This is a genomic window from Bacillus sp. AY3-1, assembly GCF_008368785.1.
Lineage (GTDB): Bacteria > Bacillota > Bacilli > Bacillales > Bacillaceae_G > Bacillus_A > Bacillus_A wiedmannii.
This window is the reverse complement of sequence record NZ_QORZ01000016.1, coordinates 356557-382602: the sequence shown is the minus strand read 5'-3', so window position 1 is coordinate 382602 and position 26046 is coordinate 356557. Positions and strand designations below refer to the sequence as shown.

Here is a 26046-nt window from a genome sequence, read left to right as displayed (position 1 = left end):
GAGGTGAAAAAATGGGTAATTATGTTCCGTTAAAATTTTTATTTAATGAAGAATTAGCAGAAATAATGGCTGATTCTATCTGTAAACACGACCCTAATTTCTCTAAAAGAAACTTCGTATCTTCCGTAACATGTAAAGTTGAAAATTTAGAGTTAAAGCAACGTATAGAAGTAATAGCAGATGAATTACACGATGCATTACAAAAAGATTTTAATGCAGCAATACATATTTTACTGAAAACATTGGGGCCAGAAAACACAACAGAAGTAGGCACATTTACAAACGGATATATGTACATGCCTATTGCAAAATACGTTGAAAAATATGGGCTTAACGATTTTGAAACCTCATGTAACGCCATGTATGAAATAACAAAAAGGAATACTGCTGAATATGCCATTCGGCCTTTTCTCGAAACATACCATGAAGAGACACTACACATATTACAACAGTGGATTCATGACGAAAACAGCCACATTAGGAGATTGGTTTCCGAAGGTACAAGGCCCAGACTTCCTTGGGCTAAAAAAATAGGAGCTCTGAAAGGTGACTTTAAGAACAATTTACAGCTTCTTGAACCATTAATGAATGATTCTTCTAAATATGTCCAAAAATCAGTAGCCAATCATATTAACGATATTACAAAAGAAGATAAAGAACTCGTTTTTCAATGGTTGCAGCAGTTACGTGATAAACAGTATCCGGTTAATCCTTGGATTATAAAACATGGGTTAAGAACGGTGATAAAAAGTGGTAATTTGCCAAAAGATTTTTCTTTTTAAGTACTTTATACAAAACCGCTTATACTTCATTTTTGAAGTATAAGCGGTTTTCTCTTTCAAACATTACCCTTGTCTTAAAATATTTTGAAACATTTTTGGCTTATTTCGTTTAAACAACTACCTTCCCTAATAACTTCAAAGGAATTCCACTCGGTTATCCCGAATATATAAATAACCACTCTAACAAGGAGCGAATGTATATGAATCTATTTGAACACGAAACGTAAAACCGTTCCCCTTTAATAAGAGGTCCTCCTTTTTTCTTTTCTCATCATATCATTTACTTACAAAATAGGAGGATACAATTATGAAACGTGATTTATTATTTTTAACTTTATTAGAAAGTGCTAATACAAATTTTAGCGGTTGGGATTTTTCTTTTATTTCAGAAACGGGTCGAATGAAGAGCGAGCCTTTATCGTGGTCATATGGCAGTACAGCTTTCCAACTTATGCAGCATGCAGAATCAATGGTAGATATGGGCACTGGCGGTGGAGAGTTTTTATCTATGTTACAACCGTTCCCATCAACCATTTTTGCGACTGAGGGCTATGCTCCAAACGTGCCGATTGCTCGGAAGAAATTAGAACCTTTAGGGGTTACAGTTATAGAGGTAACAGATGATACTGCTTTACCATTTCAAGATGGTCAGTTTAATTTAATCATAAATCAACATGAATCATATGCTGCTTCTGAAGTAAAAAGAATACTTTCTCCTAATGGAATATTTTTTACCCAACAAGTTGGTGGTCTCGATTGCGCGGAACTGAATGAGCAGTTTGGCACACCGCTAAATAGCGAATTTGCAAGCTGGTCGCTTGAAGCGGCATGTTGTGAGTTAAAGGAAAATGGATTTACTATTTTAGAAGAAAAAGAAGAGTTCCCTTTTCAACGCTTTTACGACATTGGCGCTATCGTCTATTATTTAAAAGCGATTCCGTGGCAAATTCCTGATTTTACTGTCGAAGGTTACAATGAGGAATTATATCGTATACATGAAATCATCTTACAAAAAGGTTATTTTGATGTGAAGCAACATCGTTTTATGATGAAAGCGATTCGCGGTTAATCATGGAGCATATGAAAAAGAGATGGATCTACCATCTCTTTTTTTATTTTCACTCAATATTTTCTATATTTAAACACTTCGTTTCACAGTAATAGCCTTTGCCACCAACATAAACTTTTTCTATTTTATTCTCGCTATCGGTTGCTAATTTAACTAATATTTCGGAAGGCGAGTGTAAAGAATAACCTTGTTCAAATACATAGACTTCTTTTTGTAAGTAGCGCTGTTCATAAAGGTAGCTAGCTAATGCACCGTTTGAAGTTCCAGTCGCTGCTTCTTCATTGATGTCGTATAGCGGAGCAAAGTTTCTGCATATAATTCGATTGTCATTAAAAGTATATAGATGCATCCCGACAACATTATAATACTTGCTGATTTCTTTAATTTTTTCAAAATTAGGTTGCATTGTATGTAATTGTGTTTCGCTTTTTATAGGAATTAAAATATCTTTTAAGCCCGTGGAGACAATTTGAATTGGGTATGTATTGTCTATATCTTTAATGTCAAAGCAGTCGATAAACTCATTCGGAGATATAACATCATAGAATATCGGTTCGTTTTGTTCCATGAATATGATGTCATCTTTTATGGTAATAGTAAGAACACCGCTGTTCGTTTCAATCGTATAGCGATTCTTGAAAAGTTTATTTACATGCATCAGTATCGCGAAAGAGCCAATTGTGGCATGACCACATAAATCAACTTCCTCTTTTGGTGTAAAATACTCAAATTTATAATCAGCAATTTCGGACTCTGATATAAATGCAGTTTCCGCATAGCCCAGTTGTTTGGCTATTGCCATTTTTTGAGTAGTGGTCAATGTATTCTCCATAAATACCACTCCTGCTTTATTTCCGCCTTTATGATCCTTGCTAAATGCACTTGCAACATAAACAGATATTTTCATAAGACACCTTCCTTCCTCACTTATAGTAAATTGTAGCATAGAACGTACTACGTATATATATTGTTGGATAAATTTTCTATAAAGCAAGAGACAAACTATTTTTTTAGTATCTGAACTCTTCAAAAATAGTTTGTAGCGGCCTCTAGTTCGTTAAGTAAGTTCGCTTCTCCCAATCGCATCAGCTAATGTAATAAGTTGCTCGTGCGTTATCTTTCCGGCTAACTTTTCTTTTATAACTTTTTCCATTTCTTTTGTAATGGTCATACCTTCTATTTCTAGGCTCGCTTTAGCTGCCTCGAAAGCTTTATTCAGTTCTTCCTCGCTTTTGAATGCCATAATTTAAGTTATCTCCTTCACATCATTTTCATTTCCTTTTCTAATGAAGCAAATTGTGTACTTATACATACGTCCATTTCCTTCCCTTTACACATGAGTTATTTAGCTTATTTTTAAGTAAAAACACTCGCCTTACAATTCCTTATCACATAGTATATAGTACAACTTTCATACGTAAACACTTTACGTAAAGCGAAAGAATCCTTTTTAGAAAGGAGAATTAATATCGATACTATAAGCAATGAATTTCTAAAACTTTATTACGACAGCAACGTTTGGTTGCATGATACACACTGGCTCGGGGTCCCCATTTTCAAACTTCCTTCTGATCTTTTTTTGTATCAAGAAATTATTTACGAATTAAAACCCGATTTAATTATTGAATGTGGCACTTGTTATGGTGGTAGCGCATTGTATTTAGCTTCTATATTAGATTTAATTGGAAAGGGTCACGTTGTTACTATTGATATATTCCCTCAACCAAATCGTCCATCCCATGACCGAATTACGTATGTAACAGCTTCTTCTGTTTCTGTACATGCCGTTCAAACTATATTAAATATGCGCAAACCTGATGATGTGATTTTAGTAATTTTAGATTCTGATCATAGTAAAGAGCATGTATCAAAAGAACTTTTACTTTATAAATCTATCGTTACTACTGGTAGTTATATTATTGTAGAGGATACATCTATTAATGGAAATCCTGTTTCTCCCGATTGGGGCCCTGGCCCAATGGAAGCTGTAGAAGAGTTTTTAGCTAAAAACAACAACTTCATAATCGATGAATCTAAACATAAGTTTTTCATATCATTTAATCCAAAAGGTTTTTTAAAGAAGATAAAGTGAAACTTTAATAAGTGGGGGTTCATCCCCACTTATTATTAGTTGAACCAATCGGGCTTTTACGGGCAGTTGATCTCCCACCTAACTCCTTTGTACAGCTGAATTTTGAGGTGGGGGCTTACTGCCCGTTAATGCGGGGTAAAGTGAAACTTTAATAAGTGGGGTTTTGTATATCCCCCACTTATTCTATGATCTTCATTTTTGAAAAAGGATAATATACAAATTCCACTTTGCCTATTATATTATCTTCTTCAATATATCCTAAGCCATTTCGACTATCTCTACTAAGTTCACGGTTATCTCCCATTACAAATAATTTATTTGGCGGGATTTTCGTCTTTTGAAAGTTATAAAACACTTGCGTATTATTGAATAAATCTTTATTTGTATACGGTTCTTCTTGCTTTTTATCATTCACATATACTGATCCATTCTTTATGTTAATTACGTCACCAGGAAGTCCTATTACTCGTTTTACATAATATTTCGACTCATCCTCTTCCTTTATAATGACAATTTCTCCGTGCTCTAAATTTGAAAAATGTACTGCTGCTTTATTTACAAATACGTAGTCTTCTTCATATAAAGTCGGTTGCATCGATTTCCCTTCCACTTTACATAAAGTAAAAGAATGATAGGCTACTACCAAAACAAACACGAAGAGTATGTATTTCCCCCAGCCTCTTTTAATCTCCTGTTTCATATCCATTCCCACCTTATTTAAACGCTTTTTAACTCAAAAAATATATCACTGCACAATATGTCTCCATGCAGTGATACTATTTTTACTGGGTCTTGTTCGGCTGTTCTACTGGGACTGGATTTCCACCCGCTCTTTTCGTTTTCAATTCAAAATACGCATCCAAAATCTCTTTACCAATCGCGGAATTAATTCCTGATTTGTCATCATTCACCCAAGGTACAACAACTGAAAAAGCAACTTCCGGATCTGCATCATATGGTGCATAACCGGCAAGAGTTAAATTATAACATTTTTTTCGGTTATAGTTTTCATCTCTTCCAATATCACTTTCTCCACCATATACAGTCTCAGCTGTTCCTGTTTTTCCAGCTGGTTTATACGGTAATCCTTTAAACGTTGCAGTACCTGTCCCGTCAGTTTCTTGAAAAACTCTTCTAAATCCTTCTTTTACATGATTAATATATGAAGTGTCCATATCCACTCGATTTAAAATAACTGGTTCAATAGACCGAACAACTTTTCCAACATCCTCTGGTTTATGTGGTTGCTCTCTCACCTCTTGTACAATTTGTGGTTTCATTCGGTAACCGCCATTTGCAATTGTTGAAATATATTGAGCAAGTTGCAGCGGCGTATATGTATCGTACTGTCCAATCGCATAATCAAGTAAGAAACCAGGTATGTTATCAGTTCTCCCCATTTGACCAATCGATTCATTCGGCAAGTCAATTCCAGTCGGTACACCTAATCCGAACTGTCTAAAGTAGTAACGCATTTTATTAAATGTCTCTTTTTTAATATCTAACGGATTGTTTGGCACATAATTAATACCTGCCATTTTTAATGCTGTATTAAACATATAAACGTTTGATGAAACTTGTAAAGCTCTTAAATCATCAATATCACCAAAGTCTTTCCACGATTTCTTTGGCTTAGCACTTCCTTTAAAATACATTGGTGCATCAAAGAAATGCGTATACGGCTTTATTGTTTCAGTTTGATATCCGGCTAATAACGTCGCCCCTTTCACAGTTGACCCTAACTCATAAGAACTTGTCATCGTTCCTAAAGCGAAGTCTTCTATTTGCATGCCGCCATCTTTATTTACAATTTTCTTTCCAGCCATTGATAAAATTTGGCCGTTTTTCGGGTTCATCATTACAACGAACGCGCGATCCATCATCGGCTCTGCAGAATGAAATGCTCGTAAATTCTTTTCAAGACTTTGCTCTACTTTTTTCTGTAACTCCATATCTACTGTTAACATTAAATTATTTCCGCTTTTTCCTTCGGTCACTTTTTCAGTTCGAATAATATTTCCTGCTTTATCCGTAATGTTTTTAGACTGTTCTTTCGTTCCATGTAATGCATCTTCGTACTGTTTCTCGATGTAACTCTTACCAATGCGATCATTTCGGTTATAATCACGCACTAAATAATAATCTAACTGTTCTCTCGGCAAGCCCTCATTTTCAGTAGAAACGCTACCAAGTATGGAACGAAGTATTTTATCATTTGGGTATTCACGTTCCCAATCCACTGTCGTATCCACTCCTGGCAAAATTGCCAATCTTTCACTTACAATTGCATATTCATTTTGACTTACATCTTTTTTAACAATTTGCGGCGTCATTTTATATCCCGCATTCATCCTACTTTTAATTGCTAGTACTTCTAAATCCTCTTTTGAAAGTTCGCTTAATTCTTCTTGCGTAATTCTTTCACGGCGCAACTCTTCAACTTTTTTATCTAATTCTTTCCCCTCTATCTCTTGCTTCCTAAATGCACTCTCATCTTCTTTCGTTACTTTTTCTGCTGCTCGCTTTTCATTTAACTGCATCCAAAAATCTTTTTTATCTGTTTCTGTCAACTTATCTATATCTTCTGGTGACATTTCTATTAGCTGAGCTAATTGTCTTGCGACTTGTAAAACTTCTTTCGAATCTACCCCTTTCATTTTCGTATAAGTAACGGTTCGTAGCGGTTTGTTATTTACAATCACTTGACCTACCCGATCAAACATTTTCCCTCTAGGAACAGGAGTGCTTACCGTTACATCTTCCTTTTTGTTTACTTCATTTCTATACGTTTCTCCATCAATGATTTGTACTTTACCTAATTGAATTATAATAGCTGAAAATAAAAGAAAGACGATAAAAAATAGTACATTTAACCGAAAAGGAATATGAGTCTTTTTCTTTTTCGATTGTTTCTTCTGCTCCTTTTTCTGTCTCATTTCGCTCCCTCGCTTCATTCTATTAACATTTCTACATAGAACCATTATGTATCAAATTTATTTATATGATATATATAGAATTTTATATTAATTACTAAAGAAATAAAAGATTTAATTTTCAGTTTTTTGATTTTATGTCCTATTTATTACCATTCCCCTTAATTCGTCATAACATGAATTTTATTCAAACAAAAAACTGAGGTGTTCTCTATACACCTCAGTTTTTCATAAAAATAATAACTTATTTAACCGACGATACACCTTCAACAAACTCACCAATCTTATTTTGAAAAACAAAATCAAAGTTATATTCTTGCCCTGTTAACTCTTCATTTACTAAAATTGTCGTTGCCCCTATTTCCCTCTTTGCGATTTGCGGGAATGAAGCGACGGGTTGTACTTTTAATGACGTTCCCATAACGATAAGTACATCTGTTTCATATAAACGTGTTATCGCATTTTGATATTGCGGCAATGTATCTCCGTATAAAACAACGTCTGGATTTAAAATGAAATTACACTTCCCGCAGCGAGGCACTTCATGATCAATCACATACTTCAAATCATATCCCGCTTTACACTTCGGACAATGTGCTGTTTGAAGTGTTCCATGTAGATCAATGACATGTTTACTACCACCTAATTGATGTAAACCGTCAATATTTTGCGTTAAAATCGTAATATCTTTCCCTTGTTCTTCTAATTGAGCTAAAAAGTGATGGCCACGATTTGGTTTATATTGATGAAACGTTTTAATTTGAAAGATTTCTTTATAATGCTTCCAAAACTCTTTCGGGCTTCTATTATAATATCCTCTTGATAAATACATCTCCACATTCGCATCAGCATACAATCCATTTGCTGAACGGAAATCTGGGATACCACTTTCCGTACTTGCACCAGCGCCTGTTAACACTGTAATTTTCTTCGCTTTTTCTAAAATTGAACGTACTTCTTCAAATTGTTGCACAAAAATCACCTCTATGTATTTTCCTATACTTATTATACCAGTTGTTTACAGGAGGTGTTGTCTTTGTATAAAGAACTCTTTAAACTTCCTTATTTTATATAGTTTTTCTTGATGATATCTTTTGCATTATTGTACAGGAATACAAGGAAGATAACTGCTAGGATACCATTTACCCAGTAATATGTATTTCCAGAAGTAAACCTATTATAAAAGGATTGAGCATTATAATATAATAGCCCCGCTGAAAGTACAGTAGAGAATACTAACATACCAAAACTTTTCAAGATATCCACCTCAATTTCAAAAATTCCAATTTTCACAATAATCATACATGAAAATGGGCGAATTTAAAATATGCAATGTACCCTATCATTATCAAGTTAACGATATACCCTTCCTCCAAACAAAAATAACAACTACATACGCACTTCGGTACTACCTCAGAATCTTACTTAATGCGTCGTACCCCCAATTTCCACAATATCGACCTCAACTGTCGTCGTTACCTCAACTGCCAATTCTATCCCTTTACTAATCGTAGAAAGTGACATACTCGGTTGGCCTGGATAGTTACTCGCTTGTTCTGGTAAGAACGGAATATGAATAAATCCGCCTTTTATTTTCTTATCCTGTTTCTCTAGTTCATGCATGAGACCATAGAATAAATGATTACAAACGAATGTACCTGCTGTTTGTGAAACGGAAGCTGGTATACCTTCTTTTTGCAGTCTTTTTACAATTGCTTTCATCGGAAGTGTAGACCAATAGGCAGCTGGTCCTCCTTCTACAACCGGTACATCTACCGGCTGATTCCCTTCATTGTCAGCAATTCTTGCATCATCAATATTAATTGCGACACGCTCTATCGTAATGTCTGGTCTGCCTCCAGCTTGTCCAATACATATAATCATTTCAGGGTTTAGTTCTTCTATATACTCTTTTAATACTTTTATTGATTTATGAAATACCGTTGGGACTTGTTTGCTAATAATCTTGTACTCTCCAATTGTTTTTTCATGTAAACTTTTTGCTACTTCCCAAGCTGGGTTGATGCTTTCTCCGCCGAACGGATCAAATCCTGTTAGTAATACTGTTTTCATAGTTTTCCCTCCTAATTAGAAACGATATACAAGGCCGTACATAATAAACATATTTATGATAAAGATTGAAAGAGCAATTGGTACTTGTGCTTTAATAACTGCATTTTTATCTTTTAGTTCTAAAAGCATCGCCGGAACAATATTAAAGTTTGCTGCCATTGGCGTAAGTAGCGTTCCGCAATATCCAGCAAACATACCGAGCGCTGCCATAATTGCTGGATTTCCGCCGTGCATTTGTACAATTAAAGGTAATCCAATTCCCCCAGTAATTACGGCAAACGCTGCAAATGCATTTCCCATTACGACTGTAAAGAGCATCATTCCTAAACAATACGCCATAACAGCAACGAACGGATACTCTGTCGGTAACACTTGTCCGACTAAATCAGAAACGACTTGTCCAACGCCAGACTTTGCGAAAATACCGCCAAGTGCCGCTAACATTTGCGGTAAAATAACAGCCCAGCCGACAGCTTGTAATAATCTGCTTCCTTCTTGAACAGGCGTTGTTATTTTCGATTTTGTAATACGCATCGCTGCAATGAATGCAAGTAATGCTCCTAGTGCTAATGCTACTAGCGTTACTTTATCTGGATCAACAAGGGAAACATTTCCCCATTTGATTTTGCCTAACGTTAACGTACCGATAATTGTAAAAATAGGGATTAAAAGTGCAGGCATAAAAATTTTATTTTTTAATTTCTCCGCATGTTTTACACGTTCTTGCACTGGGACTTCCTTTTCCTGAGACTTTGTTACTTTATTTAATGAAGCTAATACGACCATAGCAAGCACAATACAGCCAACGTAAAACGAAGGAATTACATTTCCGAATAAAAATGTAACTGCAAACAATGCCCAAAATAAACTAGAACCGAATCGATTTGGATGCTCACGATCGAATGCGATACGAACAGCGATAAAAGCAACGATTATCCCTAATACATAATAGATTGTATCCATTGTGATGATGTTCATATTAAATTGCCTCCTTCTCTTCTTTTCCTTCTGCCTTCATTGTTTTCTCTATATATTTATCAAACCTTCTAAATCTAATCCAGCTTACAATAAGTGCAGATATTGCAGTTGGAATACCCCAAAGTGCCATATCCCATACACCGACATGCATACCTACTGAATCGAAGAATCCTTTCATTAATAAAATGGCACCAGTTGCGATAAAAATGTCTTCTCCGAAAAACCAAGCTGTATTTTCCGCCGCTGCTGCGTTTGCTTTAATCTTCTCTCTTAATTTTTCAGGAAGTTTACCGTATTTACCTTGCGCAGCCCCTTCTGCCATCGGTGCAACGAGCGGTCTTACTGTTTGCGCATGACCACCAATATTCAGTCCAAGTGCTGCTGATGATTCTCTTATCGTAAAATATGACATTAATACTCTTCCAGTTGTTGCACCTTTTGATTTCGTTATAAGTGCTTCTGCTCTTTCTTTTAAACCGTAACGCTCTAAAATTCCGATTACCGGTAAAGTTAATATAATTGGCATAGACATATATCTATTTTCTATGAAAAATTTACCGAACATGCTGATCACATCATAAAAGCTTAACCCTGAAACCATACCAGTAACAATACCTGCTACCATAACTACTAAAAGTGTATTTAATCTAAATAAAAAGCCCACCGCAACAAGTAATATCCCGATTAATTTAATCATTTCTAGCACTTCCCCCCATTTTTTATCCCGCATTAACGGGCAGTAAAACTCCCACCTCAAAATTCGACTAAGGAAAAGAAATTTAGATGGGAGATCAACTGCCCGTAAACGCCCGATTGGTTCAACTAATAATCAGCGGGGGATGAACCGCCCCACTGATTAAAGTTTCACTTTATTTCGGTGCACAAATAGAAATACCATTAAGTTCGAATGTTCTGTATATTGCCCCCGCAAATTGCACTGCTTTTTCTCCATCACCATGTAAACAAATTGTTTTCGCTTGAACTGCTACTTTCTCTCCGCTCACCGCGTTTACATACCCTTCTTTCACCATTTGAAGCACTTGCTTTATCGCTTCGTCTTCATTTTTTATGAGCGCATTTTCTTCTGTCCGGCTCATTAACGTTCCATCTTGCTTATACGTACGATCTGCAAAAGCTTCTTGTACGAGAGTTACATTATATTTTTCCGCAGCCTGTATAAACGCCTCGCTATTTGCTAATCCGTAAAGTAATAGATTGGGATTACTATGATAAATTGCCTTCGTGATTGCATCTGCAATTTCCGGATTTGTCGCCGCCATATTATATAGGGCACCGTGCGGTTTTACATGATGCATTTTCCCTCCTGCCGCTTTCACAAAAGCATCTAATGCGCCGATTTGATATAAAACGTAATCGTATACTTCACTTGCTGAAACATTCATGTTTCTTCTTCCAAATCCAATTAAATCAGGAAAACCAGGATGCGCGCCAATTGCTACGTTATGCTGCAGTGCCTTTTCGACCGTTTTCCTCATTACAGTCGGATCACCCGCATGAAAACCACAAGCAACATTTATAGAGGAAACGAACGGAAGAATTTCATCATCATTCCCCATTTTATAAGCTCCAAAACTTTCTCCTAAATCACAGTTTAAATCGATTGTCGTCACGATGTTTCCCTCCCAATGTCAGCTTCGTAAAGCGATGAATTTCTTTAATAGATTCATATTTACTTCTTGTTCTATGTACAATTGTTCCGCTTCTTCAAGCGTAATTTTCTCAAATGAAACATAGTCCCCCGGTTTTAGCTGAGCAAGAAGAGGTAAATCTACTGAAATGATATTTCCCATTCTCGGATAGCCACCTGTCGTTTGCCTATCTGCCATTAATATAATCGGCTGTCCACCGTTTGGCACTTGAATCGTTCCGAATGTAACGGGACTCGATAAAATCTCTTTTTCTTCCACTCTATTTAAAACTTCTCCTTCAACTCTATAACCCATACGGTCAGCGTAATTAGATACTTTATACTCTTTCGTAAAAAATGCCTGTATACTTTCTTCTGTAAATTGATCATATTCAAAGTTAGTTATGACACGCAGCTTAGGATACTTCTTATACTTTGGCAGTACGCTTTTGCTAATTGCCCATTTCGTTTTGTTTCGCTCATCGTTTTGTAAGTTTTGAATGCAATGACTCGCCATTTCTGTGTGCGTTCCAATTTGAAAATAATCTCCCTTTTTCAGCATTCTTCCTTCAATACCACCAATTGCAGCACGTATGTAAGTATTTTTGCTTCCCATTATGCGATCAATCTGTATACCACCTGCAAAAGTCACATACGCTCTGCAACCGCTTTTCACTTTCCCAAAACAAAGCATACTACCTTCTTCCGCTAAAATGGGACGCCATAATGGAATACGCTTCCCATTCAGTAACGGCTCCATATTTGCTCCACCAATCGCGAGTAAAGTCGTTTTCTTTATTAACAATTTAGGCCCCATGATCGTCATTTCGAGTCCCGCTTCATTCTCTTCATTACCGACTAACATATTGATCATCCGAAGTGCACTTTGATCCATGGCCCCGCCAACTGGTACACCGTATTGTTGATAATGAGATCGCCCTAAATCTTGGACTGTTGTAAACATTCCTGCATGTAAAACTTCTACATCCATTCTTTAGCCCCCTCAAGTGATACGTACTCTTCCTTCGTTATTGGGATAAATCGTAAATACATACCGCTTTGAATATAGGTTGGTGTTTCTTCTTCTGGATTAAATAACGAAATAGGAGTTCGGCCGATAATATTCCATCCTCCTGGTGTTTCAAGCGGATAAATACCTGTTTGATTTCCGCCAATTCCTACTGAACCAGGAGCAATTTGTAACCGCGGTATTTCTTTTCTAGGTGTTTCTAGTTCTTTTGATAGTCCTCCTAAATACGGGAACCCTGGTGTAAAACCTAACATATACACAAAATATGTTGTTTCACTATGTATTCGAATGACATCTTCTACTTGCAAACCGTGATAATGTGCGAGCTCTTCTAAATCAGGTCCATATTCTCCTCCGTAGCAAACTGGTATAGAAATATGTTTCACATCTCGTTTCAGCTCTTCCTTATACGTATCGAACATTCTTGTTATGTATTGGCATACGTAATCATACGGTCTTATCTTTCTATCATTTCCCTTCCATACTTCATATAAATTGTAGTAAACAGCTAATGAAGTAAACGACGGAACGCATTCAATCATTCCTGCAAATGGATGTTGCTGTAGTGCTTGAAATAGTCGTTGTACTTTTCCGTATACATCCATCCCAATTTCTTCACCAAATGTAACAATAATTGCTTGATCCCCTAACGCAGAAAATTTCATCCTACTCCCTCTTTCTATGCCAAAAAGCCGAGTTCTTTCGAAATACGATTCGCTGTTTCTTTCACCTTCGCAATAAAATATGCAATGTTACTTTCGTTATACTCAATTGCTAATCCCGAAATACTAATACCTGCTACAACCGTTCCATCGCTTGCGAAAATGGGCGCTGCTATAGCCGCTGTATGATTTTCTAACTCAGAGTAGCTAATTGTATGTCCTTCCTTTTTCGCCAATTGCAACACTTCTAGCAATTGTTCCTTATCCACAATTGTTCCATCTGCAAACTGTTTTAAATCCGTTTCCTCTATGTATTTCCGTTTCTCTTCCTTAGAGAAATACGATAGTAAAATTCTCGGACATGCACCCGCATAAAGTGGCGCTCTTCTTCCAACTGCCGTATACACGCGTACAGGCTGAACGCCTTCCATCTTTTCCACATAAATCGCGTCATTACCATCTTGTATAATTAAATTAACTGCCTGGCCTAAACTATCTCTAAGCTCTTTCATATATGGAATTGCAATATTCCTTACTGATAATCTTTGTGAAACAAGTTGACCGAACCGTAAAAATACGACCCCTAAACGATATTTCCCCTTCTCGTTTTTTTGTAAAAACTCCATTTCTTCTAACGAGCCAATTAAACGATAAACAGATGTTTTCGGCATACTCGTAAGCTGAACCATCTCTGTTAAACTTAGCTCTTCATACTCATAAAACAACTCTAAAATATCCATTGTCTTAACTGCCGTTTTATTTATACTCATTCTATCTCCCCCTTGTTCCGAATTTCGGAATTTAAATTCCGTTTTTTGAAACGAACATATAATTTAAAATTATAAAATATTCTTTCAATTCTATCAATATTTTTTTCACATACATAATCCGATATATTTTGTCCGCTATTAAAAAAACACAAATAATATGTGATTTATATTGGAGTGATTCGCTTCCTGACAGTGAATATAAAATTAACTTTAGAAATCACGACGGTTCAATTTCCAAAGTTCACATTGCTACAAAATTATTAGAATAAAAGTTACAATGAAAAAGTACAAAAGTTTAGATTTGAACTAATATTTGATCACCTTTCATTAATAACACTAATATAAAAGGAAATATAAAGAGCATGTATTGATTAATACATGCTCTCCTCATAGTTATTCGAAATATTTTTTTAACATGATTGATTGTTCCTTCGTACAACTAACAAGTCTATTAGTTACATATTACTTATTTTTCAAAATCGTTCTTTTAGCTTTTTTAATAATTCTACTCGTTGATTTTATGTCAGTATCCTTTGCCCATTCTTCACACAGGTTCATTACCCAATCCGGTTTCGTTTTACTTGCATCATTTAACCAGTTTCCAACCGAATCTTGTACATATTTTGATGGATCTGATTTAAGTAAATTAAGAATGGGAAGTGCTTTTTCAGGTTCTTGTTTTAATATTTCAATATGTTTACTCCATACACCTCGAGGACGAATAGATTCTACAGAGAATCTACGAATATTCTCATCTTCACTTTTTGCCCATTCTACTAACAATTCCACACTTTCTTCTATATTTTGTGAAAGATCTTCTCTAATAGACATCCAAGCGATTTCTCGAACACCAAAATGATGATCCGCCGCAAAAGGTCGAATGTACGTTAATGTATCTTTTAATGTGTTATTTGATTTTTTATTCATAAATGCTGCCCAACATCGTACACTATCTGAAATATGATCAGATAATTTTAACAGTACATCTTCCTTGTTCCCTTCATTCTCTTTGAGTATAATTTCATCCAATAAAGCTCCTGTTATTCGTATGACTTTCATTCCTGTTTCAACGTTCTGTTTTTCTAATTCAGCTACTATACATTCCAAACTATTCTTGAGTCCTATTGAAGGTAAGACGTTTTTAAGTAGTTCAATATGATTTATAGCTAACCATTCTGTTAGATTAACACTTTCTACTTTCCCTTGCTGTAGTAATTGTAAGACCTCTTTAGGGATTTCGTTTACTTTCCTGGCTCCTTTCCTGTTTAAAATAACTTCTGCTTCTTTCGTTATCATTTAAATTCCCTCCTTGCAATACTATCTTCAAATAAACAGAGGCCATTTTGAAAAATAATAATCAAAATGACCTCTGTCTTTCTTAAATGAACATTCAGTTTTACAAAAAATGTGATTTAAATCCACCAGAAGAATATTTCTCCCATACTTGCTTTATAATGCTCTTACTTGCTTCAACGGCCAGAAAACAGCTTGGCCTTTTCCGACAATTTCATCTTCTGAAATAAATCCGAACATTCGACCGTCTTTCGAAACTTCACGATTATCTCCTAAAACAAACACTTGGCCTTCTGGCACTTTCGTTTTTCCAGTGATTTGTTCTAACGTAAAGTCTGGAGTTAATACACGGCCTGCTGCTTTTTCTTTAAACTCTTTTAAATATGGTTCTTCCATCGCTGTTCCGTTTACATATAAAACATCGTTTTTATACTCCACTGTATCGCCTGGTAAACCAATCACTCGTTTTACTAAATCGTATCCTTCTTTTCCGTGGAAGACGATAATATCAAAGCGATCTAATCCACTTATACTATAACCAATCTTATTCACAAGAACTCGTTCGTTATTTTCTAAAGTAGGCATCATCGATTCACCTTGTACTAATGAAGGTGTAAATAAAACACCGCGAATAATAGCAATTAATACAAGAGTAAATCCTATCGTTTTAGCCCATGAGAATAATTCTTTCTTCGTATTTTCCTTCATCGTTTCTCCTCTTTCTTAACTGTTTATTGTATGATTTGAACTAATTCTTGTACTAAATTAGGATCAATTTCAGAAAAACATGATTTCCCTTCTCTAACCGCTGTACCGACATGAGCTTGCGAAATTCCAGTTTCATCTAGCAATTGCTTTATATTTTCTTTTGTCACACCAGCTCCAACTACAAGCTGAACTTGACCACCGCTTACCTTTTGCATTTCTGCAAGCACCGGAATATTCTCTACTATATTTCCTTGTCCACCTGAAGTTAAAACGTGAGTCACTTTATGAAACTTCTTTAAAGTTTTCATCGCTTCTACTGGATTCTCTATATCATCTATCGCTCGGTGATACGTTACATTTATTCCATCTACAACAGATAGTAAATTCGCTAATTTCTCTTCATCCACTTCATTTCGTTCGTTTAATACACCTAATACAACACCAGCTGCACCTAACTTCTGCGCAATGATAATATCTTCCTTCATCATTTCAATTTCTTCTTCCGTATATGTAAAAGACTTCGCATGCGGACGAATCATAACGTGAATCGGTATATGTACTGCTTCTACCGCTTTTTTAATAAATGCATAACTCGGCGTTAAACCGCCTTCTGTATAAGATGTAATTAATTCAATTCGCTTCCCGCCAGCTCGTTCAATTCGTTTCACATCTTCTAAACATGTTGCAATAACCTCTAGCATGAGATGACCTCTTTTCGTGCTTTTTTCTTATTATACAGTAGCTGAAATAAGAAACATAGCATTCTCCTATAAAACTGTAAAAAGAAGAATGAAAAGAAAGATTTTTTTTATTGATTGCCTTCATTGTTAATATTATATTCTACTAAAAAAGGAGTAACCCCTAGAACTTCTGACTAGGTGTCACTCCTTTTTATTTTACACAAATACTAGGTTTCCCCTATACATTTAGTTATTTTTCTTAGTTACTTCATTATAATAGTGGCTAAATGCTTCTACTAATGCGTCAACTGACGCATACAATTCTTCTGGTGTATTATCTACCCCTCCCATTTCAATAAGTAATGCATTGGGAGAAAGGTCTTGATTATATACTCCGTTCCCGCTTTTACGATCTTTAATAAAAATCCCTCGGCTTAAACCGTAATACTTCTCATCTAAATATGAATTTATTGCCGTTACTATTTTTTTATTTTTTTCATAGTTAGGATTTTCTCGTCCTAAAATAAAATAAAGCCGAGCATAATTCTTTCCGTTAATATTTTTTGTTGTAATATTTTTTCGTGCATCGTCTCTATGAAGGTCCATTGGAAACATAATATTTTTATCTTGTGCTAATTTATCTTGTAATATTTGACGGGATCCTTTGTAAGATTGGGCCCAATTTAAATTTTTATTTCGCAGAAAATCCCTCATATTTGTCGTATCATGTGAAACACCTATTCCTTTTTCTTCTAACTTTTGTTTTAAATAGTTTCCAACAAACGTAATATTCACTTCATTATTTGTACTGGAAGCATCATCGGGCACAGTAGCACCTGGAATAAGAGGAATAAACGCTTCCCAACTATGTGTATGATAAATAAAAACTTTATTTTCACCGTTATTTTGTGTATTTGAATTTTCACCAGTAGAATTGTTTTCTTTCCCACTCTTTGGGCGCTCAATAGCAGTACCTTTATCTTTAATTTTATCTAAAGGAATACTGGATTCTTCAGGAATGTTCGTATAATCTGTTCCTTCCCCAGCAATTAATATTTCCGAATAAAATTGATTCATATTAGGAAGTTCTCTAGTTAATAAACTTCGGAGATCATTTACATTAATGTTTGTAGAAAGTGACAGTAAAAAAGATTCCAAAGACGCTCGTCCTTTTTCTTTATGAAATTCTTCTGCAAAATAACGATTTTCACTTCCTATCATATACATAAGACCTTTAGTAGAATTCGTTCCTAACAACTGATTCATATAAAATGATTTAAATACGCTGGAATTACTAGAAATGAAGAATGAAGTGAGGATACATATAATAGTGAATAAAATACATATCACTACATATCTTACATTTAATACTTTCAATTTAATTTTATTCATTTTATATCTCCCTTCATTTACTATATTCTTACGCTTAATTTTCATTGAATATGATTAATAATTTAATAGAACTGCCTCAAACTACTATGTTTTCATTTAACCTCTTTCTGTAAAGCAAATGAGGTTAAAGTTGCCATATGCAAATATCATCAAAGATTTTAAAACAAATCAAATAACCTGAGTCTATATAAATATAGAACTCAGGTTATTTGATACTGTTTACTCGATAGGAGGCACTGCATTTTGATGGACTTTTTTATTTTCCATGTCAATGCCTAATTGGTCTTTCAATAACTTCATACCTTTTTTTGTAAGATGGACGGCTCTATTCTTATCTGTTTTTGTAATCCATTCCTGTTCAAAAAATAGTTTTGCTATCGCAGATCCTAACCAACCAGAAATATGGTAGCGTCGTTCACTCCAATCAAGACAAGGTTTTGCAAATACCCTTCTCTTTATATCTGCCGTTTCAATATTTATTCCAAAATTCAGAAACCATTTCTTACCTTGTTCCGTTACAATGTATTCTCCTTCCTTTAAAATTATAAATTCCCTATGCAGTAATTTTTCAGTTATCTCTACACCGAGTCTGCCTGCAAGATGATCATAGCAAGTTCGAGCATAACGAATTTGTTTTAATTGATCCGATTGTTTTAAAGACCGAACTTGGACTGATGGTGCAATTGTTCCTAACTTTTCAAGAACTTCTGCTACCTCTTGATTAGCAAGTCGATAGTAACGATGTCTACCATGTTGTTCAACTGTAAGTAGATTCCCCTCTACTAATTTAGAAAGATGAGAACTAATCGTTGGATGTGACACCTTTGCCATATAAGCCAATTCGCTAGCAGGTAGTGCCTGATTATTCATTAGACAATCTAAGATAATTGCTCTTGTAGGTTCAGCAATTAGTTTAGCTATATATGAGATATTCGGATATACATTCATATTTCGATGATACCCTAACTATTAAACTGATACAATTATTTTAAGTTTAATAGTAAAGGAGAATGTATTATGAATGCAATTAATCTTAGTATATTAAATTTGAAAGAAACGAGAAGACGCTCAGAAAAATTATGGAATTCTCTTCCCGATAATTTTCTTAATTGGAAGCCTGATCATGAAGCTATGTCCTTTGGTGAGATGATTCGTCATGTATGGAGCTCAACTTTTTACTATCATATGATTTTAAAAAACAACGGCTCAATAAATGATATACATTTCCCGTATGATGACGAGCCAATTACTTGTGTAAAAAAAGAAATTGAATTGGCACAATCGTACTTTACTGACTTCATAGAGTATGTTCAATCCATAAGCATAGCTGAGCTAGATTCAACCCTTATTGATCGAAGCGATGTTGGCTATCAAAGATATTTAGGCGACATGCTATTACGAATTGCCTATCATGATGCGGTCCATGCTGGTCAATTTTTACAATATTTACGAATGATAAACTTGGAAAGACCTTTAATATGGGATTAGATACGACAAATGTTTACAATGCTTCGTTTTAAACTAGTATATTAAACACATAAAAAGCACGTGTTTGATTACTACTCAAACACGTGCTTTCAAAACAACTATATTACTCATAAACAATAAAATACAAGTTTAAAATTACTACGACCGAAACGCCGCATCCGCCAGCATAGATAGTGTTGCATCATCCATCGGCGGATTGTGCAATCCTGCTCTGACGTTTAAATAGTAACGATGAAGCGGATTTTTTTCTGATAAACTTTTTGCTCCTACGATGCGCATTGCTTTATCTACAATAGATATTGCCGCATTTGTTACAGCATATTTCACTGCTGCTAGTTCGGCTTGCAATGATAGTTTATCCTCTGCCTCATCGTACTTTTTCGCAATTTGATATAAAAAGACGCGAGCTTGCATAAGCTCAAGTTCTAATTCTCCAACTAATCTTCTAACATTCGGCAATAAACTAATAGAATGATTTAAACTATTTGGCTTGTATGATCCCGCAAACTGAACTGCATAATTTCTTGCTGCTTGTGCAATTCCTAAATAACATGCTGGTATATGTAGCAACCAGCCAATACCCTTTTGTTTCACTTTCCCGCCCTTTACATCTGTAAAAAAGCGATTTTCTATCTCTACATTTTGTAAGACAAGGTCATGACTAGCAGTCCCTCGCATCGCAACGCTATCCCACGTTTCTTCAATGGATACACCAAGCATATTTCTCGGAATGACAAACTCTCCAACTTCTTCTCGACCTTCAATACTCGCTGAAATAATAAAATAATCAAGTATTGGCGCCATCGTTGTAAAAGTTTTTCTTCCATTTATAATCCACTTCTCGCCTTGTTGAACCGCTATTGTTTCTGGCTTACCACCACGCGTCGGACTCCCTGTTTTTGGTTCTGTTGCTGCCCGATTAAAGAGTGCACCGTTACGTACTTCTTCGCAAAACCATTTGAACATCTCATCATTCCAAGAGTGATTTTCCGTTAGCTCTTTCACAATGCCAATATGCCAGCCAATCGATAACGCAGTAGCTCCGCAGCCTTCCGCGATTTTCTCTTGAAATAAAACAAAGTCATATAAAGAAATCGCACTACCACCAAATTCCTTCGGTAACGTTAATTTCGTATATCCGATATCTTTCAAATCACTTATATTTTCATACGGAAATGATCCTAATTCACTTAGTTGATGCTCTCTTTCCATGAACTTCGGAATCAATTTATTTATTTGTTCAATAATGAAAGATTGTTCTTCTGTTTCAACAAATGAGAGTGCCATACTATAATCTCCTTTATGTTCGATTCATCAACCGCTCACTTTTTCATTATGATTATATGAAGCTACCTCTCTATTGTTTCACTATTCCGATAAAAATACAATGTTTTTGACCAATAAGAAAAGTTCCCATTTAAAATAGGTTCTTTTCTTATATTAGTCTCCCTTCAATGCCTTTAACGGCAAAGAGGTTACATATCCAATGTACGAGAATAATTCTTTAAAGAAGAATGGTATTTCTGTGTCTAACGTTTTATATGCTGATGTCGGCGTTGGTGAAGCATACGCTTCAATATTAATATGTTTTGCGATTCTCATTGCGCGTTTCATATGAAGTGGATCACTTACAATCGTGTATGTGCGTATTCCGTTCTCTATTCCAACTTCCTTCGCATTCTTTAAGTTTTCTTCTGTGAAAAGGGATTTTGTTTCAATTAAAATATCTTCCTCTTTTACACCTTGTTTCATTGCATATACTCTTGCAGTACGCGCTTCCTCAAGTTCTGCCTCGAACTTTGTACCACCCGTAAAAATAATCTTTTTAATGTTTCCGTTCTTATATAAAGAAATCGCATGATTAATTCTTTCTTTAAATACAGGGGATGGTTTTCCATTCCAAGAAGCCGCTCCTAGTACGATACCAGCATCCGTTTTCATACTATCATCTGTTTTAAAACGATAGCTCCAAATATCGTAAGCTGCATAACTTACATATAAAATAGCAGAACAAATCATTAGTAAAAATACTTGAAAGATTCGTCTTTTCTTACTTTTCTTATTTTCTTTCATTTGTAATTGCCTCCGTACATCATCCATACTTCTATAAAAAACATTTATATCAAATCGTTTTGTTTGAGTTTATTTAAAAGAAGGAACTTTACTTGTTATTTATATATAAAAGGGTTTTCATTTAAAATTGAGGATTATCAATTCATTTTCATTTGCGGTTTTCATTACATGTTTTAAATTCATAAGTTTATTACCATACAACTACATTGTAACGAATTTTTTCTCAGAAGGGAACGATGAAACAAAAGTAATTAAAATAAAGTAGCATTTTGTAAGAAAAAAGGTATATTTTTCATACATCGCGAACAATATACCTTTCAAAACACGAATTATAACTTTTCTTTATACAACTCTAATTTTTCCAATAAACGAGCTTTCACTATTGGCCATTCGCTTGCAATAATACTATACACAACTGCATCTCTCACATGACCACTTGGTAATTTTCTTTCATTTCTAAGCACACCTTCTTTAACTGCTCCTAAACGTTCAATTGCTCGTTGTGCTTTTTCATTTTTTGCATCCGTCTTAATTTGTACTCTCAGCATATGCAATTTTTCAAAAGCATAGTGAAGAAGCATATACTTACACTCTGTATTTATACTCGTACGTTGTACACTTGGATGATACCAAGTCTGCCCTAACTCTACTGTTTTATCTTCTACTGAAATATTATATAAACGTGTACTTCCTACAATCGTATTCGTCTGTTGATCCACTACAACAAAAGGTATTTGAGTACCATTTCCATAACCCTGTATCGCTTTTTGCACATATTGCTGCATATCTTGCGCACTATCCATTTTAGAAATTAAATACGCCCAAATATCCCGATTCCCTTCTACAATCGAAAACAAAGTTTCGACATCATCACTATCTATTATCCGTAACTTTGCTCTTTCGTGAATTATTTCCATTTGAAAGCCCCCTTTGTTGTTACTATATCATATGAAAAGAAAACGTTTTATAAGAATAACAGAATGTATTTAAAACAATTCCTTTTCAAATATATTCTTCTCGTATAAGGCGGGAAAGCTCATCACTAACCTTTAAAAAGTAAAATTTTGATAATTACCAATAAATGCTATATAATGATAAATGGGAGGGGATGAAAATGCTAGATCAAATTACTTGGGGAACACCAGGCAGCTTATTATGCTTAGGTTTCTTTTTTGCAGGACTAGGAATCTTCTTAAGAAGCATGACGTCATATTCAAAAAATAAATAAAAACATCAAAAAAACAGAAAATAGTATATTTTCACGTTTTAGGATATTTGATTTTCTTAGCATGATAGTGATGTGGGAATACCCCGATTTTAAACAAAAGAAGCCTTCCTTTTACAGAAGACTTCTTTTGTTAGAGATTTATCTTTTTAAAACTTTAAAGTAACAAATAAGCAATCGGCGTAATAATAAGTAATGTTAATATCGTTCTTTGTACGTAGAGAATAATAAGTTCCGATACTTTTAACGGAATGTCTGTCGATAAAATACAAGGAATGGAAGCTGAGAAGAACAATATAGATGATACCGAAACAACCGCAATGACAAACTTTGTCACAAGTGGTGCACTTACTACTAATAATGATGGCAAAAACATTTCCGCAATACCAACGGATACCGCTTTAGCAGCTAGTTCTGCTTCTGGTAATTGTAATATCCATGTAAACGGATAGAAAATATAACTAATCCAATCAAATATTGGCGTGAATTTCGCTAAGACGATACCAATTAATCCGACTGACATAATGGATGGTAAAATTCCCATCGTCATGATAAAACCGTCTTTTAAGTTCACTGCAATATTTTTCATAATACTCGGTGCAGACTTTGATACTTCTAACGCATCTTCCCAAGCTCGTTCTAGCATTTTTTCTTTATAAACAGGCTCTGGGAACCCTTCTTCTGTTACATATGTATCTGGTTTTCTACTAAGGGGTGGGATTCTTACGGTGATAGCAGTTACGATGAATGTTACAACGAGAGTAGTCCAAAAATAAACATTCCATAAATGCATAATGTCTAATGTTTTTGCGATGATAATCATAAATGTTGCGGATACTGTAGAAAAGCCTGTAGCTATAATAGCTGCTTCTTTTGTCGTATATTTTCCTTCTTTATACACGCGGTTCGTAATTAATAACGCCAATGAATAGCTCCCTACAAAGGAAGCAACCGCATCGATTGCTGATCTTCCCGGTGTTTTCCATAACGGTCTCATAATCGGACGGCAAAATGTACCAATAAATTCCAGTAATCCGTACCCGACTAATAACGCTAAAAAAGCTGAGCCAATTGTAACGAGTAAACTTACCGATATTACTAGTTTCTCATACAAAAACGGCCCTACATCTGGTGCAAAGAACCAAGCTGGTCCTACTTTCAAGCAATATAATACACCAAAGACAACACCAACTACTTTTAAACTAGAAAAACAAATGTCTACGATAGATGCATTCCATTTTTTTGTATAAAACGGATAAATTGCACCCATTATCATAACGAGTAGTGCGTAATAAGGTACGACGCTCGGAACCGAAGTCCTGATCCATGATACGATATGATCAATCATAATGGACGAAGCACCATTTATCGTAACTGGTACGAAAAACATAAACAGCCCAACTAGACTAGCGAGTATAAACCGAAGAATGATCCTCTTCTCACTCCCTGTCTTAATTACATTCCTTTTTAATTCAATTTCACTCAAAATTCGACACCTCCTATTATCTAAATATTCTGTATAATAACGTTACATTCCTTCTTTCGATTTCTAATATTTATTCATATGAAAAAGCCTATTTTAAAATAGGCTTTTTCTACTACCTCTCATAATCATCCACAATAACTTGAATAACACGATACGATTCTTCTGCCACTATTTTATTACTAGTCTTATTCGCATCATATGTAATTAACGCCTTCCAAAGTGCCCATCCTCTCGCTCTATTCCACGTTTCTTCATCTATGCACAATACTCCTTTAAATACGTTTCTGCTACTTTTATCAAAAAATGTCCATGCCATCGCTGCATCACAAGAAGGATCCCCTACTCCTAAAATCCCAAAATCAATTACGGCGCAAAGCTTTCCGTCCTTAACGAGTAAATTTCCTGGTGCAACATCCCCATGAATCCAAACTGGCTTACGCTTCCATGTTGACTGAAGTGCTAAATCCCAAAGATGCTTTAATACTGTTTCATCAAAAACGTCCTTATTATTCTCGATAGCACCTCTCGCTTCTTCATCATATACAGATATAAGCCCGCCTCGGTAAAAATTATGTGCTCCAGCTATCGGTCCATTACTCGCATCAATGGATTGCAATTCTACTAAAAATGCACCTAAGTCCGCCGCAAATTCATTTAAGTCACGAATATTTTGTTTCGTAACTGTTTCGCCCTCTATCCATTTATTAATAGACCAAGGCCATGGATACGATTCAGACGGATTACCTTTCGCAACTGGTGTAGAAATCAGTAAAGAAAGCCCCTTACTTAATATCGGTAACCACTTATTTTCTTTCTCTACTTGTGGTGCATATGCCGCATCACTTGGCAACCTTACACTCATCTCATCCCCTAGATGAAACGTTCTATTATCATGCCCACTAAACTTTACAGGTCTCACTTCTAAATGTGCCCATTCAGGAAACTGTTCCTCTATCAACCTTTTAACTAAAGCAGTAGGAATTTGATTCATCCACTTATCCCCTCCTCTTTTGAAACTTACTAAGTCCTTCTGTACTCCCAACATATTCAAAACCATTTCTCTTATAAAAATCATTCAACGTTCGATTATGTCCCACACAATCTAGCTTCAAAAACTCTTTGTCACATTGCACATTCTCGTCTATCCATTGTAAAATCCACTCTCCGATTCCATTCCCCTTATACTTCCGTTTCACTGCAAATCTATGAATGTATAAAGAATTAGAAACTTCCTCTTTACCAAAAATACGCTCATCCCATTCATTTTGTTTAGGAGATACAGTAACAGTACCGACAATTTCATCTTCTTCCGTAACAACGTACGTATATTTCTCTCTTATACATTCTAGTATTTCAGCCGTTGCTTCTTCTCCTAAAAGATACTGCCACTGATTTACTTCCTTATGTTGTAGCCACTTTGCTACTTCTTTTAATAGAGTAATAATGCTATCGCTTTCCGCTTCTGTAGCAATTCGAATTGTATATTCTTTAACTGTAGTTCTCTCCATATTACGTTTCCCCTTTCATATACTTACTTCTCTCTTTACTAATTTTCATTTTATACATTATATACCAAAACTAACTAATACACCTTCAAGATATCTATTTTACAGCTTGTTTTCCACAAAAAAAACCGTCTCACTACTAGTGAAACGGTTTTAATT

Annotated in this window: 28 protein-coding genes; 4 read left to right on the top strand and 24 right to left on the bottom strand. The window is 35.1% G+C overall.

Going from position 1 to position 26046, the window contains the following annotated elements; translation table 11 throughout:
• Positions 1-11: 11 nt before the first annotated feature.
• Both DN389_RS13215 and DN389_RS13210 read left to right on the top strand, forming a co-directional pair.
• Positions 12-782 carry a DNA alkylation repair protein gene (locus DN389_RS13215; protein ID WP_149237232.1) on the top strand — a complete coding sequence of 257 codons (771 nt, stop codon included), beginning with the start codon at positions 12-14 and terminating at the stop codon, positions 780-782.
• Positions 783-1089: 307 nt separating this feature from the next.
• Entirely contained in the window at positions 1090-1851 is a 762-nt protein-coding gene (locus tag DN389_RS13210) for a class I SAM-dependent methyltransferase (protein ID WP_098190456.1), read from the top strand.
• 49 nt (positions 1852-1900) lie between these two features.
• Here the strand turns inward: DN389_RS13210 and DN389_RS13205 are convergent, their stop codons facing one another.
• Together DN389_RS13205 and DN389_RS13200 are read right to left on the bottom strand one after the other, a co-directional pair.
• Positions 1901-2758 (bottom strand): PhzF family phenazine biosynthesis protein, encoded by an 858-nt coding sequence (locus DN389_RS13205; protein ID WP_149237231.1) that lies wholly within the window; start codon positions 2756-2758, stop codon positions 1901-1903.
• 150 nt (positions 2759-2908) lie between these two features.
• Entirely contained in the window at positions 2909-3094 is a 186-nt protein-coding gene (locus tag DN389_RS13200) for an antitoxin VbhA family protein (RefSeq protein WP_060487260.1), read from the bottom strand.
• Positions 3095-3319: 225 nt separating this feature from the next.
• Between DN389_RS13200 and DN389_RS13195 the strand changes: the two genes are divergently transcribed.
• Complete coding sequence (locus DN389_RS13195; protein ID WP_033658741.1) at positions 3320-3943, top strand: CmcI family methyltransferase; 624 nt, start codon at positions 3320-3322, stop codon at positions 3941-3943.
• A 178-nt stretch (positions 3944-4121) separates the two neighbouring features.
• On the opposite strand, the gene lepB (DN389_RS13185) is transcribed toward DN389_RS13195, so the two are convergent.
• From lepB (DN389_RS13185) to DN389_RS13110, 16 genes are all read right to left on the bottom strand, one after another.
• Complete coding sequence (gene lepB, locus DN389_RS13185) at positions 4122-4643, bottom strand: signal peptidase I (protein WP_060487262.1); 522 nt, start codon at positions 4641-4643, stop codon at positions 4122-4124.
• Between the two features lie 82 nt (positions 4644-4725).
• Entirely contained in the window at positions 4726-6879 is a 2154-nt protein-coding gene (locus DN389_RS13180; protein ID WP_149237230.1) for a peptidoglycan D,D-transpeptidase FtsI family protein, read from the bottom strand.
• Between the two features lie 241 nt (positions 6880-7120).
• The gene (locus DN389_RS13175) at positions 7121-7849 is read right to left on the bottom strand and encodes an NAD-dependent protein deacylase (RefSeq protein ID WP_149237229.1); all 729 of its coding nucleotides are present in this window, start codon (positions 7847-7849) and stop codon (positions 7121-7123) included.
• 89 nt (positions 7850-7938) lie between these two features.
• Positions 7939-8133 (bottom strand): hypothetical protein, encoded by a 195-nt coding sequence (locus tag DN389_RS13170; RefSeq protein ID WP_048547791.1) that lies wholly within the window; start codon positions 8131-8133, stop codon positions 7939-7941.
• A gap of 168 nt (positions 8134-8301) precedes the next feature.
• Positions 8302-8949: a pyroglutamyl-peptidase I gene (gene pcp, locus DN389_RS13165; RefSeq protein ID WP_098191305.1), complete on the bottom strand. Its 648-nt coding sequence runs from the start codon at positions 8947-8949 to the stop codon at positions 8302-8304.
• 15 nt (positions 8950-8964) lie between these two features.
• Positions 8965-9927 (bottom strand): DUF979 domain-containing protein, encoded by a 963-nt coding sequence (locus tag DN389_RS13160; RefSeq protein ID WP_098191306.1) that lies wholly within the window; start codon positions 9925-9927, stop codon positions 8965-8967.
• 1 nt (position 9928) lies between these two features.
• Complete coding sequence (locus DN389_RS13155; protein ID WP_000593392.1) at positions 9929-10624, bottom strand: DUF969 domain-containing protein; 696 nt, start codon at positions 10622-10624, stop codon at positions 9929-9931.
• Positions 10625-10796: 172 nt separating this feature from the next.
• Complete coding sequence (pxpA, locus tag DN389_RS13150) at positions 10797-11558, bottom strand: 5-oxoprolinase subunit PxpA (protein WP_149237228.1); 762 nt, start codon at positions 11556-11558, stop codon at positions 10797-10799.
• Between the two features lie 18 nt (positions 11559-11576).
• Positions 11577-12566: a 5-oxoprolinase subunit C family protein gene (locus DN389_RS13145; protein ID WP_149237227.1), complete on the bottom strand. Its 990-nt coding sequence runs from the start codon at positions 12564-12566 to the stop codon at positions 11577-11579.
• Positions 12557-13270, bottom strand: coding sequence for a 5-oxoprolinase subunit PxpB (gene pxpB / locus DN389_RS13140; RefSeq protein WP_088122510.1), 714 nt, complete (start codon positions 13268-13270; stop codon positions 12557-12559). Before pxpB ends, DN389_RS13145 begins: the two co-directional genes overlap by 10 nt.
• 14 nt (positions 13271-13284) lie before the next feature.
• Positions 13285-14037, bottom strand: a complete 753-nt coding sequence (locus DN389_RS13135) for an IclR family transcriptional regulator (protein WP_149237226.1) — start codon at positions 14035-14037, stop codon at positions 13285-13287.
• 462 nt (positions 14038-14499) lie between these two features.
• Positions 14500-15333 carry a DNA alkylation repair protein gene (locus DN389_RS13130; protein ID WP_087984559.1) on the bottom strand — a complete coding sequence of 278 codons (834 nt, stop codon included), beginning with the start codon at positions 15331-15333 and terminating at the stop codon, positions 14500-14502.
• A 153-nt stretch (positions 15334-15486) separates the two neighbouring features.
• Positions 15487-16038: a signal peptidase I gene (lepB, locus tag DN389_RS13125; protein WP_088063882.1), complete on the bottom strand. Its 552-nt coding sequence runs from the start codon at positions 16036-16038 to the stop codon at positions 15487-15489.
• Between the two features lie 23 nt (positions 16039-16061).
• Entirely contained in the window at positions 16062-16739 is a 678-nt protein-coding gene (locus tag DN389_RS13120) for a copper homeostasis protein CutC (RefSeq protein ID WP_149237225.1), read from the bottom strand.
• A gap of 225 nt (positions 16740-16964) precedes the next feature.
• Positions 16965-18110 carry a stage II sporulation protein P gene (locus DN389_RS13115; protein ID WP_149237224.1) on the bottom strand — a complete coding sequence of 382 codons (1146 nt, stop codon included), beginning with the start codon at positions 18108-18110 and terminating at the stop codon, positions 16965-16967.
• 219 nt (positions 18111-18329) lie between these two features.
• On the bottom strand, positions 18330-19058 hold the full coding sequence (locus DN389_RS13110; RefSeq protein ID WP_097858943.1) for an ArsR/SmtB family transcription factor: 729 nt from the start codon (positions 19056-19058) through the stop codon (positions 18330-18332).
• A gap of 69 nt (positions 19059-19127) precedes the next feature.
• Between DN389_RS13110 and DN389_RS13105 the strand changes: the two genes are divergently transcribed.
• Positions 19128-19598 (top strand): DinB family protein, encoded by a 471-nt coding sequence (locus DN389_RS13105; protein ID WP_097858942.1) that lies wholly within the window; start codon positions 19128-19130, stop codon positions 19596-19598.
• A gap of 138 nt (positions 19599-19736) precedes the next feature.
• Here the strand turns inward: DN389_RS13105 and DN389_RS13100 are convergent, their stop codons facing one another.
• From DN389_RS13100 to DN389_RS13075, 6 genes are all read right to left on the bottom strand, one after another.
• On the bottom strand, positions 19737-20885 hold the full coding sequence (locus tag DN389_RS13100; protein WP_149237223.1) for an acyl-CoA dehydrogenase family protein: 1149 nt from the start codon (positions 20883-20885) through the stop codon (positions 19737-19739).
• 153 nt (positions 20886-21038) lie between these two features.
• Entirely contained in the window at positions 21039-21671 is a 633-nt protein-coding gene (locus DN389_RS13095) for a YdcF family protein (RefSeq protein WP_060487279.1), read from the bottom strand.
• 329 nt (positions 21672-22000) lie between these two features.
• Positions 22001-22588: a GNAT family N-acetyltransferase gene (locus DN389_RS13090; protein ID WP_098191316.1), complete on the bottom strand. Its 588-nt coding sequence runs from the start codon at positions 22586-22588 to the stop codon at positions 22001-22003.
• Between the two features lie 465 nt (positions 22589-23053).
• Positions 23054-24382 (bottom strand): YjiH family protein, encoded by a 1329-nt coding sequence (locus DN389_RS13085; RefSeq protein ID WP_098191317.1) that lies wholly within the window; start codon positions 24380-24382, stop codon positions 23054-23056.
• A gap of 112 nt (positions 24383-24494) precedes the next feature.
• On the bottom strand, positions 24495-25373 hold the full coding sequence (locus tag DN389_RS13080) for an aminoglycoside phosphotransferase family protein (protein ID WP_098191318.1): 879 nt from the start codon (positions 25371-25373) through the stop codon (positions 24495-24497).
• 4 nt (positions 25374-25377) lie between these two features.
• Positions 25378-25890 (bottom strand): GNAT family N-acetyltransferase, encoded by a 513-nt coding sequence (locus DN389_RS13075; RefSeq protein ID WP_149237222.1) that lies wholly within the window; start codon positions 25888-25890, stop codon positions 25378-25380.
• Positions 25891-26046 lie beyond the last annotated feature (156 nt).

Bases quoted from the DNA above. Each gene is read 5' to 3' on its own strand.
- pxpB (WP_088122510.1), bottom strand. From the start codon at position 13,270: ATGAAATTTTCTGCGTTAGGGGATCAAGCAATTATTGTTACATTTGGT.
- DN389_RS13130 (WP_087984559.1), bottom strand. From the start codon at position 15,333: ATGATAACGAAAGAAGCAGAAGTTATTTTAAACAGGAAAGGAGCCAGG.
- DN389_RS13135 (WP_149237226.1), bottom strand. From the start codon at position 14,037: ATGAGTATAAATAAAACGGCAGTTAAGACAATGGATATTTTAGAGTTG.
- DN389_RS13205 (WP_149237231.1), bottom strand. From the start codon at position 2,758: ATGAAAATATCTGTTTATGTTGCAAGTGCATTTAGCAAGGATCATAAA.
- DN389_RS13105 (WP_097858942.1), top strand. From the start codon at position 19,128: ATGAATGCAATTAATCTTAGTATATTAAATTTGAAAGAAACGAGAAGA.
- lepB (WP_060487262.1), bottom strand. From the start codon at position 4,643: ATGAAACAGGAGATTAAAAGAGGCTGGGGGAAATACATACTCTTCGTG.
- DN389_RS13145 (WP_149237227.1), bottom strand. From the start codon at position 12,566: ATGGATGTAGAAGTTTTACATGCAGGAATGTTTACAACAGTCCAAGAT.
- DN389_RS13100 (WP_149237223.1), bottom strand. From the start codon at position 20,885: ATGGCACTCTCATTTGTTGAAACAGAAGAACAATCTTTCATTATTGAA.
- DN389_RS13160 (WP_098191306.1), bottom strand. From the start codon at position 9,927: ATGAACATCATCACAATGGATACAATCTATTATGTATTAGGGATAATC.
- DN389_RS13155 (WP_000593392.1), bottom strand. From the start codon at position 10,624: ATGATTAAATTAATCGGGATATTACTTGTTGCGGTGGGCTTTTTATTT.
- DN389_RS13210 (WP_098190456.1), top strand. From the start codon at position 1,090: ATGAAACGTGATTTATTATTTTTAACTTTATTAGAAAGTGCTAATACA.
- DN389_RS13080 (WP_098191318.1), bottom strand. From the start codon at position 25,373: ATGAATCAAATTCCTACTGCTTTAGTTAAAAGGTTGATAGAGGAACAG.
- DN389_RS13115 (WP_149237224.1), bottom strand. From the start codon at position 18,110: ATGAATAAAATTAAATTGAAAGTATTAAATGTAAGATATGTAGTGATA.
- DN389_RS13095 (WP_060487279.1), bottom strand. From the start codon at position 21,671: ATGAAAGAAAATAAGAAAAGTAAGAAAAGACGAATCTTTCAAGTATTT.
- lepB (WP_088063882.1), bottom strand. From the start codon at position 16,038: ATGAAGGAAAATACGAAGAAAGAATTATTCTCATGGGCTAAAACGATA.
- DN389_RS13075 (WP_149237222.1), bottom strand. From the start codon at position 25,890: ATGGAGAGAACTACAGTTAAAGAATATACAATTCGAATTGCTACAGAA.
- DN389_RS13120 (WP_149237225.1), bottom strand. From the start codon at position 16,739: ATGCTAGAGGTTATTGCAACATGTTTAGAAGATGTGAAACGAATTGAA.
- DN389_RS13180 (WP_149237230.1), bottom strand. From the start codon at position 6,879: ATGAGACAGAAAAAGGAGCAGAAGAAACAATCGAAAAAGAAAAAGACT.
- pcp (WP_098191305.1), bottom strand. From the start codon at position 8,949: ATGAAAACAGTATTACTAACAGGATTTGATCCGTTCGGCGGAGAAAGC.
- DN389_RS13200 (WP_060487260.1), bottom strand. From the start codon at position 3,094: ATGGCATTCAAAAGCGAGGAAGAACTGAATAAAGCTTTCGAGGCAGCT.
- DN389_RS13110 (WP_097858943.1), bottom strand. From the start codon at position 19,058: ATGAATGTATATCCGAATATCTCATATATAGCTAAACTAATTGCTGAA.
- DN389_RS13090 (WP_098191316.1), bottom strand. From the start codon at position 22,588: ATGGAAATAATTCACGAAAGAGCAAAGTTACGGATAATAGATAGTGAT.
- DN389_RS13215 (WP_149237232.1), top strand. From the start codon at position 12: ATGGGTAATTATGTTCCGTTAAAATTTTTATTTAATGAAGAATTAGCA.